Raw genomic sequence first — 17,514 nt, forward strand, 5'->3', positions numbered from 1 at the left:
AACATGAAAGGTGTTATCATGGCCGGGGGTAAGGGTACAAGGCTTCGTCCACTCACCTATCATATGCCAAAGCCGATGGTGCCGCTACTTCACACGCCAGTGATGGAATATTGTATAGAATTATTAAAAAAACATCAAATAACAGAAATTGCTGTGACTACAGGTTATTTAGGAGAAGATATCAAGCAGTATTTTGGGAATGGAAGCAAATGGGGAATTGATTTATTATATTTTGATGAAATCTCACCCTTAGGAACCGCAGGCAGTGTGAAAAATGCAGAAGCGTTCTTAGATGAGCCCTTTGTTGTAATTAGCGGAGATGTGTTAACTGACTTTGATTTAACTGAGGCGATTTCGTATCATCAAGAAAAGCAGGCTGTATTAACCATTTTAATGAAAAAAGTACAAAATCCCTCTCAATATGGGATCATGACAACAAATGAAGAAGGAAAAGTTTGTCGCTTCCTTGAAAAGCCAAAGGAAAATGAAATTTTTAGCCATTTCATCAACACAGGGATTTACATCGTAGATCCTATCCTATTTTCATATATCCCAATAGGTGAGTGCTATGATTTTAGCAAAGACCTTTTTCCAAAATTACTAGAACAAAATGCAAAAGTATATGGTTATCTTGTAAATGGCTATTGGTCAGACATCGGATCATTCCCACAATACAAGCAAACCCGATTTGACTTACTAAACGATCGAGTTAAATTTTCAAACCAACGAATGAATACCAGGTAATCTGGAGCATTTAATATAGTGGATGAGAATCTATTGGAAAATGTCTTCATAAGTGTGGAATGAGTGAAGAGACACTTGGCTACTGCAGGATCTGATCTAGTGGTCAGGAGCCAAAAAGCGAGAAGGAGGCTCCCGGACCACCCGCAGAAAGCAAGTGGATCGCAGCGAATGGAATTATAAGGCTAGTTATTTAGAGGATAGGCCCTATTTTAATAGATACATTAGAAAAAATTACTCCAAACAAAAAATAGACTAGAATTTATAAAAAGAAAGTGTTATGATAGTTAAGTCTGATTTATGCTTTTATGTTTGGAGGGAAATAAAGATGCGTGTTAAAATCACATTAGCTTGTACTGAAACTGGTGACCGTAATTATATTACAACTAAAAACAAACGTAACAACCCAGATCGTATTGAGCTGAAAAAATATAGCCCAAGATTAAAAAAGGTAACTGTACATCGCGAAACAAAGTAAGCAGTAGGAGATATCCTGCTGTTTTTTTTATATTTTTTTTGATAACGTTACCAAACTCTTATGGAATGCAGGAATAGTGAATATACATATAGAAGATAGAAATGATGAATATAAGAATGGCTGAGGAGCACAGTGAAAGAGTGGAAAAAACAATCAAAAGGACTAGAACGATTACTTTTGCCATTTGATATAGGGTGTCTTGGTTGTGGATGTTTGCCAGGAGCAACGTTGATATTAATTACTAGCGTGGGAATCATAGTGAATTTTTTCTAACATACAAGCGGGGGATTGATTTGGTAACTAAACAGGAATTAAGAGCAAAACTAAAATCAGAGCTTAAAAATCTTGAACACGATACTTATGAAACATGGTCTTCAAAGATTGCGATGACTGTTTTTGAATCAGAGGAGTGGAAAAATGCCAGAGTAATCGGTTTAACACTTTCGATGAATAGGGAAGTTGATACAGTAAGGTTGATTGAACGAGCCTGGTTAGAGGGGAAAGCAGTATGTGTCCCAAAGTGTGAACCAGCAACTAAATTGATGGATTTTTACAAAATAACAAGCTTTGATCAACTTGAGGTTGTTTATTTTTCACTCAAGGAGCCCATTGTTGAACGTACTCAAAAGGTTTCAAAGCAAGAAATTGATCTTCTCTTTGTACCAGGATTGGCGTTTACTAAATCTGGGTATCGTTTAGGACAGGGTGGGGGATATTATGACCGATATCTCATTGACTTTCAAGGGAAAACAGTGAGTTTGGCATTCTCGATTTCTATTGTTGAGGAGCTACCGATTGAGTCTTTTGATATCCCGGTTCAACAGATTATTACGAACAGTAACATCCTTAATTGTCATGGATAAAGATATCATCATTCAACTAATTGGTATTCTATCGGTGGCTTTTTCAGGATATAAATTAAAATCACTAACAAAATCGGGTGCCATTTTAACAATAATTATTGGTATAGCCGTTGCAGCAGGCTTTGGATATCAAGGATTATTTCTTCTTGGGATCTTTTTTGTCACATCAAGCTTATGGAGTAAATATAAGAGTGAGAAAAAGGCTTCCATCCAACAAAAAGTTCAAAAAGGTGAGCAAAGGGACTATATTCAAGTTCTTGCAAACGGGGGCGTTCCTGCACTTGCAGGAATATTACACACTCTTTCTCCTGCAGATATTTGGCTTTATCTTTTTATTGGGGCGATTGCTTCAGCCAATGCAGATACGTGGGCATCAGAAATTGGTTCACTTAGCAAACGGAACCCCTTGTTAATAACGAGTTTTAAAAGGGTTGATCGTGGAACCTCTGGAGCCATTTCATTTTTAGGAAGTTTATCAGCTTTAGCTGGATCATTGCTTATCATAGGGGCTGCATTCTACTTCTGGAATGACCTTTCTGTTTTTGCTATCATCGTGTTAGCACTGACGGGATTTTTGGGTAACTGGATTGATACATTTTTAGGTGCAGTCATACAGGTGAGTTACATATGCGAAAAATGTGGATTTGAAACAGAGAAATCATTTCATTGCAATCAAAAGACTCGCTATTACAAAGGAGTAACGTTTTGTAATAACGACTTCATAAATGTTATTTCGATTTTTTTTGCGTCAATGGTAGGTGCACTTTTTCTAAGCTATTTTTCATGAGGTGATATTGATGGGTAATGGTATTAATAGAGTAGTCTTGGTAGGAACTGGATTTGTTGGCTCAAGCTATGCGTTTGCATTAATGAATCAAGGGGTGACTGAGGAGTTAGTATTAATTGATTTAAATAAAGAAAAGTCTGAGGGAGACGCGATGGATTTAAACCATGGTCTGGCTTTTGCTCCTTCAGCTACAAGAATATGGTTTGGTGATTATCAGGATTGTAAAGAAGCTGATATTGTTGTATTAACCGCTGGGGCAAATCAAAAACCCGGTGAAACAAGACTAGATCTTGTTGAGAAAAACGCAAAAATATTCAAAGGTATTGTTGACCAAGTCATGGAAAGTGGCTTTGATGGGATTTTTATTGTCGCGACAAACCCAGTTGATATTTTGGCTTATGCAACATGGAAGTTTTCTGGTTTACCAAGGGAACGTGTTATTGGATCTGGTACCATTTTAGATACGGCAAGATTCCGCTTCCTTTTAGGAGATTACTTTAAGGTTGATACACGTAATGTACATGCTTATATTATTGGTGAGCATGGAGATACTGAGTTGCCTGTATGGAGTCATGCTGATATCGGGGGGCGACCAATACTTGATATCGTAAAAACAAGTGATCAATATCATATCGAAGACCTGGAATCAATATTTGTGAATGTAAGAGATGCAGCATACCATATTATTGAAAGAAAAGGGGCTACATACTATGGGATTGCAATGGGTCTCGTTCGTTTAACAAAAGCAATTCTTCAAAATGAGAACTCTGTGTTAACTGTTTCAGCTTACCTTGATGGAGAGTATGGAACCAAGGATGTGTACATTGGAGTGCCTGCCATTGTTAATCGATCAGGTATTCGAGAAGTTATACAACAAGACCTAAACGAATCTGAACGAGTAAAATTTGCTCACTCCGTAAAAGTATTAAAACAAACATTAAACCCTATTTTTAAAAAGGATTAGATTTAACAACTTTATTAGCAGGTGAAATAGTACAAAGCTCGGACCTTACCGAGCTTTTATACTTATAACATAGCACCCGTTCATTCAATAAGTGATTCTTAATTCAGTGTCCCTCCCGGCCATGACTCGGACCCAGATGAAGGAATCAGCAGCATGGGCTGATAAAATAAGGGGAGAAACTTCCCTTAAATAGGAAAGGGGACTGAAAATAGTTAATATAGAGGTAAAATTTCCCGCTATTTACTTGAAAACATGAAAATAGTGTGATTGTGCTTTGCTTAAAGGGAAAACTGAGACTGTCGATTAACTCACCATCTCGTTTAAAAACATGAACAACTTGGTTAAATTAAAGCAAATAATGCGTAAAAACAGGTGGAATATACATAAAATCAAGCCAAATAGGTCTATTATTTGAGAAATTCAACTTAACTAAATTTGCTTACCCTATTAATCGACAGTCTCAAACTTCCCCTTAATTACCCTACACCAAGCCATATTCTACGGTTTAAAGGAAAAAAGTCCCCTTATTTCAAGTATCTTTGATCACTCGTTTAATGATAAAACATCCTATGCTTTATATATATTTTACCAGGTAATTTAGCACAGAAATCCGACACTGCTTACTGGAGTTTTATTTAAAACTCTATTCAAAGTCATATTAAAGGAAGAGAAATTCATATGACCTTCATATGAGTTTCTTTTTTTGTTCATTGTAATTTCATCATTTCAAATAGGATAAAAAGCATTAGGATATCAAAACATATAGGGTAGGAGGGATGTAAAATGATGAATGCACTTTCAAGAATGGTTTTATTCATTGCCGGATTATATGGAGTTTACCGTTATCGTTATCGAATTCTCAATACGGTATTAGGAAATCCAAAAGCACGTAAATTCTTTATTGTATTGTCAATGAACATACCCTTTATTCGTGACAAGATGATGAGACAAGCTTTTCGTTATTAAGTAATAAAGAGACTGTGCTTGTTCAGAATTGTTCTGAGTAAGGCGGTCTTTTACATTTTGGTTGAGATTTATATACGACTGAGAACGGTTAGAGTATACCCTGAAAATAAACTAAGGACGGAGAGTTCCATGAGCTGCGATCCACTCGCGGGATACCGCGGGGTGGTCCGTGAGTCTCCTCGTCGCCAGGGGCGGGCTCCTGCGGGGTCTTACGAGACCACTGGATCCCGCAGGAGTCAAGTGGCTCTCCGCTCATTCCACACAAAGTAATCAACGAAACTCATTTAAAGGTTGAATGATATAACTTTTATGTTGCACTTATAAGCTTCATCAAAGTTTGTTAGGATAGTCAAATATAAAAGAGGTTGTTATTGTGAAGTGGGAATTAATTTGTTTTGATTTGGATAATACACTGTTTGATTATGAGCGAACATTTGAACGTACCATGAAGCATTGTTTTGAGAAGCTTTCAGTTCAGTTTAATTATAAAATTACTAGTGAAGAATGGTTTCCTGCTTTTAAAAAATATTGTGATCTCGATTGGGTCAAGTTTGAAACGGAGCATTGGACGAAGGAGCAATATTATGAAAATCGTTTTCTTGATACAATGAACGAACTAAGTCTTCCTGCCAAAATTGAAGTCGCAAATTGTTTGCAGACTGAATTCAACAAAAATGTCCACCATTTTATCGTTCCTTTTAAGGGGACTAAGCACCTACTTTTGTATCTTCGCCATCATTTTAATGGCCCTCTTGGCATTATTACAAATGGAAGAACTAAGATTCAACAAGCAAAAATTAAAGCTTTAGAACTAAATACCTTTTTTAAAGAAAAATCGATTTTTATCTCTGAGGAATTAAAGCTCGCTAAGCCTGATAAATCTATATTTCAGTTTGTTAATCAGCACATGAAGGTATCTGGTGATAAAAGTTTATATATAGGGGATTCTTGGGAATTAGATATAAAAGGAGCTATCAGTGCAGAGTGGGATGCGATTTATTTTAATACACGCGGGGAGAAAGCGCAAAAAACTGTCCCACATGTTCCTCAATGTAACACCATAAATGAAATCATATCAATTCTCGAAAAGTAGCTCATTTTTTACAGTGATATGATATTCAAGGTACAATAAAAGAAAAACAGAGTATTAGGTAGGGGAGATGAGATGGTTTTTCGTCAGGATTACCTTTATTGGAAAACAATAGAACAGTTGGTGGTTGTACATCAATTTCGAATCGTGCAGATTTCTCAAAATCAAAGTGAAGTATGGTTAGAGTCAGCTAAGAAAAAAGGACCCTCCCTCATTCGATTGCTGCGTTATGATCTTGATTGGGGGAACTGGATGAAGCGCGACATGGAAGATACAGCGCGCAAAGTGGATACAGTCCGTAAAAAGCAATATAAACGAAATCTTGATGCTTTAAATGTTTATGTTTCAACGTATCCGCCTGTAGATGAATGGAGTGATCGTGTTTCTGAACCACTAGTCATAGGGAGCAAGGGTCAAACTAATCTTCAGACAGTGGTCGTTCATTCTGAGAATGTACAAACAACACTTCAGTCACTTTCGGCTCTACTACAAGTGGATTTAGCGATTGAGACAGAAGGATTCCTTTATGATTATTCTGTCATAGAGTCACTTAAAAACCGTGTCATTGGGGTGACCAATCAAAGAGTAAAACAGGAAAAAGATATATTTACATATGGAAAACCTTATTTTACGTACGTTTTCATTTTTATTCAGGTTATCATGTTCGCGTTATTAGAGCTTAAAGGTGGAAGCACGGATACCGAAAATTTGATTGCATTTGGTGCAAAAGAGAATTTTCTTATTTTACAAGGAGAATGGTGGCGGTTTTTTGCACCCATTGTACTCCACATAGGGATGTTTCATTTGTTGATGAATACCATGGCACTTTACTTTTTAGGAACAGCCGTTGAAAGAATCTATGGCCGATATAGGTTTTTATTGATTTATTTGCTAGCGGGTTTTGCTGGAACATTAGCTAGTTTTGTTTTCAGTCCATCCGTTTCAGCTGGTGCATCGGGTGCCATTTTCGGTTGCTTTGGAGCTTTGTTATTTTTTGGAGTCGTTCATCCATCGTTATTTTTTAGAACGATGGGCTCTAATGTATTAATAGTGATTGCCATTAATTTAATGATTGGTTTTATTGTCCCTGTTGTAGACAATGCTGGTCACATTGGTGGCTTAGTTGGAGGCTTTATTGCCTCAGCGGTCGTTCATTTGCCAAGGCAAAAGAGATATATGAAGAGGCTTGCTGCCCTTGTACTAACGCTTGTGTTAACAATAGGTATGCTATATCTTGGCTTCAAGGTTCAACCAGCTTCAGGAGATCCAAGGTATGCGGTAACGATCGCAAAGGACCATATCGAAGCTGGAGAGATTAATGAAGCTTATCAAGTATTGACTGAGGTTAATGACAAAGACTTACAGGCGGAGTATTATTTTTATTTATCTTATACAGAGTTCGAACTAGGAAAGCTTGAAGAGGCAAAAAAACACCTCGAAATCGTCACATCAAAGTTACCTGATCTACATGAAGGTCATTATAACTTAGCTTTAGTGTATACAGAATTAAAAGAATATGATAAAGCAAAATCATCAATCGAGCAGGCCATTTCATTGGACCCTGACAATGACGATTATCATTCCGTCCTAGAAGAAATCAACGATCTGTCGGAAGGTTCTGAATAAGTTGAACCGGTGTGCCTTCACTAGTTTCGAATAGGATAAGGATATGTGATAAATCTTTATGAAAAAATAGATGTGGTTCTGAGCTTCCAATAGGATCCACGATGGTTCCGTCTTCCAGTTTAATTCCTAAAAAATAATTTTTATAGAGACCTTCCCATAGCTTTCCGATCGTTTGTTGTGACGTTTCTTTTGACATATTAAATAAAGTCGCATCATTGAAATTAGCGATATGTGATAATGGTAAAATATTATAATCATCACGATTAATATTGAAATGAGTAACAAGCTTATCAACCGTAAATTCTCGATTTTGCTCTGTTGCATGATCTAATACATGCTTCCACTCCTTGTGAGTGGATTTTTTTGGTTCTCTAAAGGATTCTAGTGGACTAAAGGAAGAATCAATCACGTACAAATAATCACTACTCATCTTTTGTGTACTTGTGATCTTGCTTTGATCATCATAATGAATTTCACCATGATGATATGAAACGGCGACATAATGACTGCTATCTTCACCCGTTATCTTTGTATATTGAGCAATCTTCTTACTGTTATCTTCCCATTCCGAGGTTTTTGCCTTCAATCGACCATCCGCAAAAAGTAAGGAAAGATCCTGCCTTAAATATACTTCACGGTCTAATTCAGATGTCGAATCCCATTCCAAAATATGCTCATCTGCATCTTTTTCATCAATTAACGTCAACGTGGTACTAGCCACAGTAAAAAGAACTGATTGATCAAGGGGAAAGAAAATAATGCTTTCCTCTGTTTGGTCTTTGTTCGAAAAAAGAAAGATGGCAAATAAACCAGCTATCGCAATTGTTGATATATACATAAAACGCTTTCTCATAATCATTCCCCCGCACTTGGACATCCTTTCTATCACTTTATGAAAAGCAAATGTTAAATATGAGACAAGTTAGGATGAAAATTTTAATTGTTGAGTGGAGTGAAGATGTTGTTTGACAGAACACCGAGCAGAATTAAGGTGAAGCTAGCGGAGAATATGACCTAAGTTTGTATTGTGGAAAAACCAACTATATTTTATAGAAGTTTTATGTATTATTTATCCAAATTAGGTCAATGATGGACTAGTAGGAAATATTTACATCTGCAAGAATGTTGAAGTGGAAAGCGCTAATACACTTCTGCTAGGAATGGAGTTGTGTTATGGAGAACCAACCTAAGGCCCCGAAATTGGCCTCTACAATTTTAGAAAAAAACGTTGAATACTTAAAGGAAAGTCTTGGTGTTGATAAGAGCTTTGATATATTACATATCGAATTGGAAGAGTATGCTGGCCGAAATATGGCCATGTTTGTCATTGATGGTCTGATTAAAGATGACATTCTTCATTTACTCCAAAAGTTTTTATTAACTCAGAAACCAGAAGATTTAAACGGTGATACATTAGAAAAATTAATAAAAAAATATATTCCATACGTAGAAGTCGAAAAGCAAAATGACTTGGATAAGGTTGTTGATGGTGTTTTAGCTGGACCAACGGCCCTTGTTGTTGACGGAATCGATCATGTAATTATGATTGATGCGAGAACATATCCAGTTAGAGGGATTCAAGAGCCTGACATAGAAAGAGTTGTTCGTGGCGCGCGCGATGGATATACTGAAACAGTTGTTTTTAACACGGCATTAACTAGAAGAAGAGTAAGAGACCGCTCACTTAGAATGGAATATCTTCAAGTCGGACGTCGCTCAAAAACCGATGTGGTTGTCAGTTATATAGAAGATATTGCAGATCCCGAACACGTGGAATCGGTTAAAAAGGCAATTGAAAAAATTGATACAGATGGACTTCCAATGGGAGAAAAAACCATTGAAGAATTTATCTCAGGTAGACACTTTAACCCATACCCGGTTGTACGTTATACAGAGAGACCTGATACGGCTGCTGCTCACTTGTTTGAGGGGCATATCATTATCATGGTAGATGGTTCACCAAGTGTGCTTATCACTCCAGTTACTTTTTGGCATCATCTTCAGCATATGGAGGAATATCGGAATAAACCAATTGTTGGAGCTTATTTGAGATTTGTTCGTTATTTTGCTGTATGGGGATCCATCTTTTTGCTGCCTTTATGGTATTTATTTGCAACAAATACAAATTTACTTCCTGAAACCATGGATTTTATTGGACCAAATGATACTGGTCAGGTACCTATTCTACTACAGTTTATTATTATCGAGATTGGTATAGACATGCTGAGAATGGCCGCCATACACACCCCTTCCTCCCTAGCAACTGCGCTAGGACTAGTGGCCGCCATCATGATTGGACAGGTGGCAGTAGAGGTTGGGTTGTTCTCAAACGAGGTTGTACTTTACTTATCAATCGCTGCAATTGGAACGTTTGCAACTCCAAGTTATGAAGTAAGTTTAGCAAACCGAATTGTCCGGATTATTTTACTTTTATTAACCGGAATTGGCGGTGTCATTGGATATGTAAGTGGAGTGACATTATTCATTCTCTTCCTTGCAAGCATGAAATCATTTAATGTTCCATATTTATGGCCATTTATTCCGTTTTCATTCAAAGAGTTTATGAATGTATTATTCCGCGCTCCAGTTCCATTGAAACGAAAACGACCGCGAATCGTGCATCCACAAGATCCTGATAAGTAAAACCTGATAAGATAAGGTAAAACAGTTGGTCTAATTATTCGACCAACTGTTTTTTTTTGTGGAATTCAAAGAGTTGGCATAATTATCGTCTAAGAATACTTGATAAAGCGTTTTATTTCGACTAATCTAATATTGTACAACTATTCTTTAGAAGTTTTTGTAGGTGATAAAATGAATTCGATTCTAGACATACGAGAAATGCTTAAAAGGTACGGTACATTTATTTATGTTGGTGACCGTATTGCGGATCTAGAAATCATGCAGGATGAAGTAAGGGAACTTTATCAGTCGAAGTTAATTGATGCTAATGAATTTAAACAAGCAGTCTTAATTCTTCGTGGGCAAATAGAAATTGAAAAACATAAACAAAACAAACAATAATACATATAAAGGATGCGGATGAAGATGAATGAAAAATGGCTAGTTGGAGTAGACCTCGGAGGAACAACAATAAAAATGGCGTTTATTAATCAATATGGTGAGTTTATTGCTAAATGGGAAATCGATACCATAAAAGAGTCAATCGTAACCGATATCGCAAAGGCAATTGATGCAAAGCTTGAGGAACTTGATCAACCAAAAGAAAAATTAGCTGGAATTGGTATGGGAGCGCCAGGACCAGTTAATTTTGCTACAGGAGCAATTTACGAAGCTGTCAATTTAGGCTGGAAAAACTACCCGTTAAAATCACATTTGGAACTAGAAACCGGTTTGCCAGCTGTGATTGACAATGATGCGAATATTGCTGCATTAGGAGAGATGTGGAAGGGTGCTGGAGATGGATCAAAGGATCTGATTTGTGTCACTTTGGGAACGGGTGTTGGCGGTGGAATCATTTCAAACGGTGAGATCATCCATGGTGTAAACGGTGCAGGAGGAGAAATTGGTCACATCACTTCTGTTCCAGAAGGTGGTGCTTCATGTAATTGTGGAAAAACTGGTTGTTTGGAAACAATTGCTTCAGCAACAGGTATTTCTAGAATAGCAGTCGAAGCGATGAAAGAATATGAAAAAGACTCTATTTTAAAAACTCAATATGAACAAACAGGTCAGATGACATCGAAAATGGTGTTTGATGCATTAGCAGAGAACGATGAACTTGCAAAGCAAGTTGTGGACCATGTAGCATTCCACCTTGGCCTCGCGCTTGCAAATGTTGCTAACAGTGTAAATCCTGAAAAAATAGTAGTCGGTGGCGGAGTTTCAAAAGCAGGAGAGAAATTAATCAATCCAATCCGTGAACAATTTAACCGCTTTGTATTTCCACGAGTAGGCGAAGGCGCTTCAATAGCCATTGCTCAACTTGGCAATGATGCTGGAGTGATTGGTGGAGCGTGGATCGCAAAAACGAAATTATAAAAGGGTCTATACCGACTTGCTTAAAATAAATTTAAAGACAGTTTAAAAGAAGATAGTTTAAGAATATCCCTTCTAAAAACAACGAGAGAATTCAAGATGCCTTGAATTCTCTTTTGTTTTAGGTGCTTACAATCATAGGCCTCCTATGATCTAGTTGCCTGAGCGAAAACAAGGAGGAAGTGTATCATAGTCCCTCCATGATGCATTTGCCCCAAATAGACGATCTCCAAACCTGACTTTTCAGGTTAGACATCCATGCTAAATAAGTATGTGGCACCATGGTGAATAAAAAATGTTTACGCTTCAGGCCCATGCTAATGAAATATTCGCACCATGGAGGATAAAAAAAGTTAGTAATTTATACTTAGCTTGGTGTCTAGCTCCAGGCGCTATCGGCTCGGGGTCATAAGTCAATCCATCTAGAAGGTTAAAGAGCAACCTTCTAGACGTCTTGTCTTATGCCTGTCGCCGATGAACGAGCGCCTTCCGCTTTTCTTTTTTCAGGGTAAACATAAAATACATCTATACTCACAATAAAAAGTTAAAAAAAGCGAATTCTATTGTAAACGGATACATTGCTGGCGTGACAACATTGTGACGATTAAACGAAAATTCTGATTATTAAAACATTTAATTTTAGTGAAACTTTCTCATAACTTGTACGTCTATAATGTGTATAAAAAGCAGAAATGGACTTATACTATTGTATCTTTTTACTACTTTATAAATATTGATTTTCGGTTAAAAAAGTATTAAGATAGTGTATAGTCTTGCCGAAAACCCTTATTATGGAAAAAGCTTCAATCCATTTTGGTCTGGAAAGTCGAGGAGGTTTATTACGATGAGTAAATCATCATTACCCAAATTACAATTCTTATTATTAGCAACCATTTTCATCTGGATAAAAACGTATATTGTATATAAAACTAGCTTTGATATAAAAATAGAATCTTGGATGCAAGAGTTCATTTTATTTATCAATCCCCTTAGTTTCTTATTACTAGTACTTGGATTATCCCTATTCATGAAGGAAAAGCGCCGTAACATCTTTATTATTGTTGCTTCGTTTTTAACATCGGGAATTTTGTTTGCAAATGTTGTGTTTTATCGATTCTTTAACGACTTTATAACAATTCCAGTGTTACTTCAAACAAAAAATATGGCGGATTTAGGTAGTAGTTTCACAGAATTATTTAAGTTTAGTGATTTATTACTATTTGCGGATGTGGTTATTTTACTAGCAATCTTCTTCTTAAAGCCTTCATTTATTAAGGTACAGTCTGTAACGAAAAAAGAAAGAAGATACTATTATCTTATTGCTATGGCAGTTTTCTTCTTTAATTTAGGTTTAGCTGAAGCTGAAAGACCACAGCTATTAACACGTACATTTGATCGTGAGATGTTGATTAAGAACATTGGTACCTACAATTATCATCTTTACGATATTGCACTACAGTCAAAATCATCAGCACAAAGAGCTCTTGCTGACAGTAGCTCATTTGTAGATATTGAAAATTATTTAAACGCAAATCAAAAGAAACCTAATGAAGAGCTTTTTAATATTGCGAATGGTAAAAACATCATCGTTGTTTCTTTAGAATCAACTCAAAGCTTTGTGATTAACGAAACAGTAAATGGGCAAGAAATTACTCCATATTTGAATGATTTTATTGAAGAGAGTTATTACTTTGATAATTTTTATCATCAAACAGCACAAGGTAAAACATCTGATTCAGAGTTTTTGTTAGATAATTCGTTATATCCACTAGGTCGTGGTGCAGTATTTTTTACGCACGGAAGTAATGAATTCACAGCAACACCTGAGATCATTAAGGATTATGGGTATTACTCTTCTGTTTTACATGCCAATAATAAAAGCTTCTGGAACCGTGATGTTATGTACGATTCCTTAGGCTATGATTATTTCTTTGATCTTGCAAGCTATGATGTTACTGAAGAAAATTCTGTGGGATGGGGACTTAAGGATAAGGAATTCTTTGAGCAATCCGTTGACTTAATGAAAACTCAGCCACAGCCATTTTATTCAAAATTAATCACATTAACAAATCACTTCCCGTTTGAGCTAGATGAGGAAGACAAGATGATTGATGAACTAACTACAAGAAGCCGTACATTAAATCGTTATATTCCGACTGTTCGTTATCAGGATGAAGCTTTCAAGGCGTTTATTGAAAAGCTAAAGGCTGAAGGACTTTATGAAGATTCTATTCTTGTGGTTTATGGAGACCATTATGGAATCTCAGAAAATCATAATGTAGCAATGGGAGAATTCTTAGGTAAAGAGATTACATCTTTTGAGTCTACTCAATTACAAAAGGTGCCACTAATTATTCATATCCCAGGTGTTACTGACAAGGATCCAGAGGTGTTCTCAAAGGTATCTGGACAGATTGACTTAAAGCCAACGATTTTACACATGTTAGGAATTAGTACGAAAAATGATGTGCATTTTGGATCTGATTTATTTTCAGAACAAAAGTTATCATTTACAGTCCTTCGTGACGGTAGTTTTATTACAGAGGATTATGTATACACGAAAAATACTTGTTATGATAAAGCAACAGGCTTAGAAATTGAAGAATCTAAATGTGAGCCTTACAAAGAAAAAGCAGCTCAAGAATTAGATTACTCAGATCAAATTGTTTATGGTGATTTACTACGATTCTATAATGGTACTTCTTATAAACAGGTAGATACAGAGGTAAAAGAATAACTGTTTTAAAAAGCGTTCTAAAAGGATATCCTTTTGAACGCTTTTTTGTTTTTTATGAGATGATTTTTGTGTTGTGATAATTTGCTCATCTTACTCATATGGTATGATGAAGGCTTATTTTGTAGAGTTTGTACTAAAAAGTACTTCAACCTTTATTAATTTGGTAAGCTCATTAAAAAATTTATTAATCTATTAGGATAGCTTTTATCAAGGATGAAAGAGGGGATAGCGAATGAAGGTTACAGTGAGAGTAGGAGATACTTTATGGTACTATAGTCAGTTATTTGGCATACCCTTACAACTAATTAAGGATTCAAATCGAGGACTAAACGTTCAACAATTAGAAGTAGGATCTCAATTAAATGTTCCTGGTTTTACAACAAAGGCCTATAAAATAAAAGACGGGGATACGATTTGGCAGCTTGCAAAAGAGCGTAACTTCTTGCCCGATGCCTTGTTTCTTTTGAACGAGGATATTGATGCTGAAAATCTCAAAATTGGACAAGAAATTACCATTCCAACAAGGGTGGTTCGACCTGTTGTTGATGCAAAAAAGAATTACGACTATCAATCACTTGTGAAAGATTTAAAGGCTTTATTAGACATTTATCCGTTTTTACGTGAAAAGAATATTGGGGACAGTGTGCTTGGATCGAGGATTCCTGAGGTTCGTATCGGTAGAGGAAGAAAGAAAGTTCATATGAATGGTTCATTTCATGCAAATGAATGGATTACAACAGCAGTCATTATGAAATTCCTCAATGAATATTTGTTATCTTTAACTAATATGAAACCAATTAGAGGACTGTACGTGGATTCATTTTATTATGAATGTACGTTATCAATTGTTCCTATGGTCAACCCAGATGGAGTAGACCTCGTATTAAATGGACCTCCAAAGGAAGAGCCATATCAATCGACTGTTGTAGAAATTAACCAAGGTAGTCTCGACTTTAAAGATTGGAAGGCGAACATAAGGGGAGTTGACTTGAATAATCAATTCCCAACAAAATGGGAAATTGAAAAAGAACGCAAAGAGCCAAAATCTCCTGCACCAAGAGACTATCCTGGTGATGAACCGCTAACTGAGCCGGAAGTCATTGCGATGGAGGACTTAACCAAAAAGCGTGGCTTTGACAGAGTTCTAGCTTTCCATACACAAGGGAAGGAAATCTATTGGGGCTATGAAGGTGCAGAGCCAATTGAATCTCAAGCGATTGTAAATGAATTTGCTCGAACAAGCGGCTATAAAGCCGTACGATATGTTGATAGTCATGCTGGGTACAAGGATTGGTTTATTCAGGAATACAAAAGACCTGGATTTACCATGGAGCTGGGAGAAGGAGTCAATCCTCTTCCATTAACACAGTTTGATGAGATTTATCAGCAAAGCTTAGGGATATTTCTAGCATCAATGTATATGTAAAAGGTGGGTATCACAGTAGCAGTCTTTTGATGCTGCTTGTGATGCCTTTTTTTTTATGGGTGAAGCGTCTAGGGGAGGTTGTGGGACAGGTTTAAGGAAAGCTCTGTCTGAAGTTGAGAAAGGTTCGGACAGGTTGAGGGTGAGAAGAGGAAAAGCTGTCGGAAGTGGAGTGAGGTTCAGACAGGTTGGGGGTGAGAAGAGGAAAAGCTGTCCGAAGTGGAGTAAGGTTCAGACAGGTTGAGGGTGAGAAGAGGAAAAGCTGTCCGAAGTGGAGTGAGGTTCAGACAGGTTGGGGGTGAGAAGAGGAAAAGCTGTCCGAAGTGGAGTGAGGTTCAGACAGGTTGAGGGTGAGAAGAGGAAAAGCTGTCCGAAGTGGAGTGAGGTTCAGACAGGTTGAGGGTGTAAAGAGGAAAAGCTGTCAAAGAGAAAAAATAATCGACTTTCTATGACTATCATAATAAATATAGTGAAGGATAACAGTGTCAACCTAAAAAAATATTTATTAAAATACTGAATATTAGCACTTGAAATGAAACTTTTTTGCCTTCATAATCGTATTATTAAGTAAGAGCTGATTAGTAATCTTCGGGTTTAGGAAGGAATGTATTCTAACAGCCATTTTAGGCGTTTCTTTTCTTTGAGATTATTTATTAAAGAAGAGAACTTCAAATAAAGAGGTGAATAGGTTGGTGAGATTGAGGACCAAAGGGGTAATTGTGCTATCAATGATTCTTTTCATTGTAGGATGTAATTCTTCTCATCAGCTGTATGAGGTAAGTGATGTGCCATATGGAAAAGAACGAGTATTGGAAAAACTGCCAGTACCTGTAGAGTTTTTTGGAATTGCAAAAGAAATACAGACTCTTGACATGAATGGGGAAGCTTTTAATACAGTTGGTGGATGGTATGATAATGAAAGTATTTTATATATAGTCGATGATATGGAGAAGTCTTCCGTTTATCACTATAATCTTTTTACGGGAACTAAAAAAGAGTTTTTTTCAACAACCTCACATATTCTGTCAATGAAAGCAAATGAAGACCATTCATTATTTTTATTACATACGTCAAAATCACGTGATAAGGCAAACATCGTTGTTATTGACCGAAAAGGTAAAACGGTATTAGAATGGGAAGTTGATTCTTTTGACCTTGAGTATTCATGGAATCCTTATAATCATAGTCAATTAATTGTTACGACGTTCTTGAAGGACTGGAGCTATAAATCCTACCTCATTAATACAGAAACCGACAACATAACCTCGATTGAGCTTAAGGAACCTTTTGTTAAATGGCTTGATGAAAACACAATTGGCTATATGCATTGGGAAACAGATGAGCCATCGTTTTCAGCTCCGTTATATAGTTATAAGATAGAAACAGGAGAAGAGAAGAAGCTGTTAGATGATATCGTTTCCTTCTCAACATTTTCCGATATTTTATTAACGGTCTCGATGCATGAAGATAAGGAGGCATTTAGTTTTTATCGTTTTAGTAAAACTAGGAATGGTGAGAAACTATATGAATATTCGTTTCCATTATTGTCAAATTATTCGGGATGGTTTATTCCATATCAGAGCTATAATAAAACTAAGCAAAACTTTATCACGTTCCGGCCTTACAGCGCTGGAGATTTAGATACCTATTCTCAAGGGTTTGAACTCATTTCCTTATCTTTGGAAAATGGAGCAGAAACGTCATTATTCCATGGGATAGAAGGCTTACCAATCAGTTTTTCAGAAAATGGTGAGTATGGGTTATATGGGTATCAATTCGAAAAAATCATTGATCTAAAAAGTAAAAAAATCATTGAGTTTATTAAATTATAACGTTTGGA

General features: G+C 36.4%; 15 protein-coding genes. 14 read left to right on the forward strand and 1 reads right to left on the reverse strand.

Annotation, left to right across the window (positions count from 1 at the left end):
* Positions 1 to 3: 3 nt before the first annotated feature.
* The 8 genes from BK579_RS11465 to BK579_RS11500 all read left to right on the forward strand — a co-directional run bounded on the left by BK579_RS11465 (position 4) and on the right by BK579_RS11500 (position 7,515).
* Positions 4 to 744, forward strand: a complete 741-nt coding sequence (locus BK579_RS11465) for a nucleotidyltransferase family protein (RefSeq protein ID WP_078545656.1) — start codon at positions 4 to 6, stop codon at positions 742 to 744.
* A 325-nt stretch (positions 745 to 1,069) separates the two neighbouring features.
* On the forward strand, positions 1,070 to 1,219 hold the full coding sequence (gene rpmG, locus BK579_RS11470) for a 50S ribosomal protein L33 (protein ID WP_078545658.1): 150 nt from the start codon (positions 1,070 to 1,072) through the stop codon (positions 1,217 to 1,219).
* Between the two features lie 293 nt (positions 1,220 to 1,512).
* Positions 1,513 to 2,082 carry a 5-formyltetrahydrofolate cyclo-ligase gene (locus BK579_RS11475; protein ID WP_078545660.1) on the forward strand — a complete coding sequence of 190 codons (570 nt, stop codon included), beginning with the start codon at positions 1,513 to 1,515 and terminating at the stop codon, positions 2,080 to 2,082.
* Entirely contained in the window at positions 2,075 to 2,869 is a 795-nt protein-coding gene (locus BK579_RS11480) for a DUF92 domain-containing protein (protein WP_078545662.1), read from the forward strand. Before BK579_RS11475 ends, BK579_RS11480 begins: the two co-directional genes overlap by 8 nt.
* A 10-nt stretch (positions 2,870 to 2,879) precedes the next feature.
* Positions 2,880 to 3,833, forward strand: a complete 954-nt coding sequence (locus BK579_RS11485; RefSeq protein WP_078545664.1) for an L-lactate dehydrogenase — start codon at positions 2,880 to 2,882, stop codon at positions 3,831 to 3,833.
* A gap of 783 nt (positions 3,834 to 4,616) precedes the next feature.
* Positions 4,617 to 4,799 carry a hypothetical protein gene (locus tag BK579_RS11490; RefSeq protein WP_235848407.1) on the forward strand — a complete coding sequence of 61 codons (183 nt, stop codon included), beginning with the start codon at positions 4,617 to 4,619 and terminating at the stop codon, positions 4,797 to 4,799.
* Positions 4,800 to 5,172: 373 nt separating this feature from the next.
* Positions 5,173 to 5,892, forward strand: a complete 720-nt coding sequence (locus BK579_RS11495) for an HAD family hydrolase (protein ID WP_169891123.1) — start codon at positions 5,173 to 5,175, stop codon at positions 5,890 to 5,892.
* Positions 5,893 to 5,964: 72 nt separating this feature from the next.
* Entirely contained in the window at positions 5,965 to 7,515 is a 1,551-nt protein-coding gene (locus BK579_RS11500; protein ID WP_078545668.1) for a rhomboid family protein, read from the forward strand.
* On the opposite strand, the gene BK579_RS11505 is transcribed toward BK579_RS11500, so the two are convergent.
* Entirely contained in the window at positions 7,487 to 8,368 is an 882-nt protein-coding gene (locus tag BK579_RS11505) for a hypothetical protein (protein WP_078545670.1), read from the reverse strand. The genes BK579_RS11500 and BK579_RS11505 overlap by 29 nt on opposite strands.
* Positions 8,369 to 8,688: 320 nt before the next feature.
* Here BK579_RS11505 and BK579_RS11510 point away from each other — a divergent pair, with 320 nt between their 5' ends.
* The 6 genes from BK579_RS11510 to BK579_RS11540 all read left to right on the forward strand — a co-directional run bounded on the left by BK579_RS11510 (position 8,689) and on the right by BK579_RS11540 (position 17,506).
* Entirely contained in the window at positions 8,689 to 10,158 is a 1,470-nt protein-coding gene (locus BK579_RS11510) for a spore germination protein (protein ID WP_078545672.1), read from the forward strand.
* Positions 10,159 to 10,329: 171 nt separating this feature from the next.
* The gene (locus BK579_RS11515) at positions 10,330 to 10,539 is read left to right on the forward strand and encodes a YqgQ family protein (protein ID WP_078545673.1); all 210 of its coding nucleotides are present in this window, start codon (positions 10,330 to 10,332) and stop codon (positions 10,537 to 10,539) included.
* Between the two features lie 24 nt (positions 10,540 to 10,563).
* Entirely contained in the window at positions 10,564 to 11,517 is a 954-nt protein-coding gene (locus tag BK579_RS11520) for an ROK family glucokinase (RefSeq protein ID WP_078545675.1), read from the forward strand.
* Positions 11,518 to 12,358: 841 nt separating this feature from the next.
* Positions 12,359 to 14,251: an LTA synthase family protein gene (locus BK579_RS11525; protein ID WP_078545677.1), complete on the forward strand. Its 1,893-nt coding sequence runs from the start codon at positions 12,359 to 12,361 to the stop codon at positions 14,249 to 14,251.
* Between the two features lie 232 nt (positions 14,252 to 14,483).
* Entirely contained in the window at positions 14,484 to 15,677 is a 1,194-nt protein-coding gene (locus BK579_RS11530; RefSeq protein WP_078545679.1) for a M14 family metallopeptidase, read from the forward strand.
* 725 nt (positions 15,678 to 16,402) lie between these two features.
* Complete coding sequence (locus BK579_RS11540; RefSeq protein WP_204524707.1) at positions 16,403 to 17,506, forward strand: YqgU-like beta propeller domain-containing protein; 1,104 nt, start codon at positions 16,403 to 16,405, stop codon at positions 17,504 to 17,506.
* The last annotated feature ends 8 nt before the right edge of the window (positions 17,507 to 17,514 follow it).

This window comes from Litchfieldia alkalitelluris (assembly GCF_002019645.1).
GTDB lineage: Bacteria > Bacillota > Bacilli > Bacillales > Bacillaceae_L > Litchfieldia > Litchfieldia alkalitelluris.

What these genes read in the sequence shown, in the direction of transcription:
- BK579_RS11465 (WP_078545656.1), top strand. Translation starts at nt 4, where the DNA reads ATGAAAGGTGTTATCATGGCCGGGGGTAAGGGTACAAGGCTTCGTCCA.
- BK579_RS11525 (WP_078545677.1), top strand. Translation starts at nt 12,359, where the DNA reads ATGAGTAAATCATCATTACCCAAATTACAATTCTTATTATTAGCAACC.
- BK579_RS11500 (WP_078545668.1), top strand. Translation starts at nt 5,965, where the DNA reads ATGGTTTTTCGTCAGGATTACCTTTATTGGAAAACAATAGAACAGTTG.
- rpmG (WP_078545658.1), top strand. Translation starts at nt 1,070, where the DNA reads ATGCGTGTTAAAATCACATTAGCTTGTACTGAAACTGGTGACCGTAAT.
- BK579_RS11480 (WP_078545662.1), top strand. Translation starts at nt 2,075, where the DNA reads ATGGATAAAGATATCATCATTCAACTAATTGGTATTCTATCGGTGGCT.
- BK579_RS11485 (WP_078545664.1), top strand. Translation starts at nt 2,880, where the DNA reads ATGGGTAATGGTATTAATAGAGTAGTCTTGGTAGGAACTGGATTTGTT.
- BK579_RS11540 (WP_204524707.1), top strand. Translation starts at nt 16,403, where the DNA reads ATGATTCTTTTCATTGTAGGATGTAATTCTTCTCATCAGCTGTATGAG.
- BK579_RS11530 (WP_078545679.1), top strand. Translation starts at nt 14,484, where the DNA reads ATGAAGGTTACAGTGAGAGTAGGAGATACTTTATGGTACTATAGTCAG.
- BK579_RS11515 (WP_078545673.1), top strand. Translation starts at nt 10,330, where the DNA reads ATGAATTCGATTCTAGACATACGAGAAATGCTTAAAAGGTACGGTACA.
- BK579_RS11505 (WP_078545670.1), bottom strand. Translation starts at nt 8,368, where the DNA reads ATGAGAAAGCGTTTTATGTATATATCAACAATTGCGATAGCTGGTTTA.
- BK579_RS11510 (WP_078545672.1), top strand. Translation starts at nt 8,689, where the DNA reads ATGGAGAACCAACCTAAGGCCCCGAAATTGGCCTCTACAATTTTAGAA.
- BK579_RS11490 (WP_235848407.1), top strand. Translation starts at nt 4,617, where the DNA reads ATGATGAATGCACTTTCAAGAATGGTTTTATTCATTGCCGGATTATAT.
- BK579_RS11520 (WP_078545675.1), top strand. Translation starts at nt 10,564, where the DNA reads ATGAATGAAAAATGGCTAGTTGGAGTAGACCTCGGAGGAACAACAATA.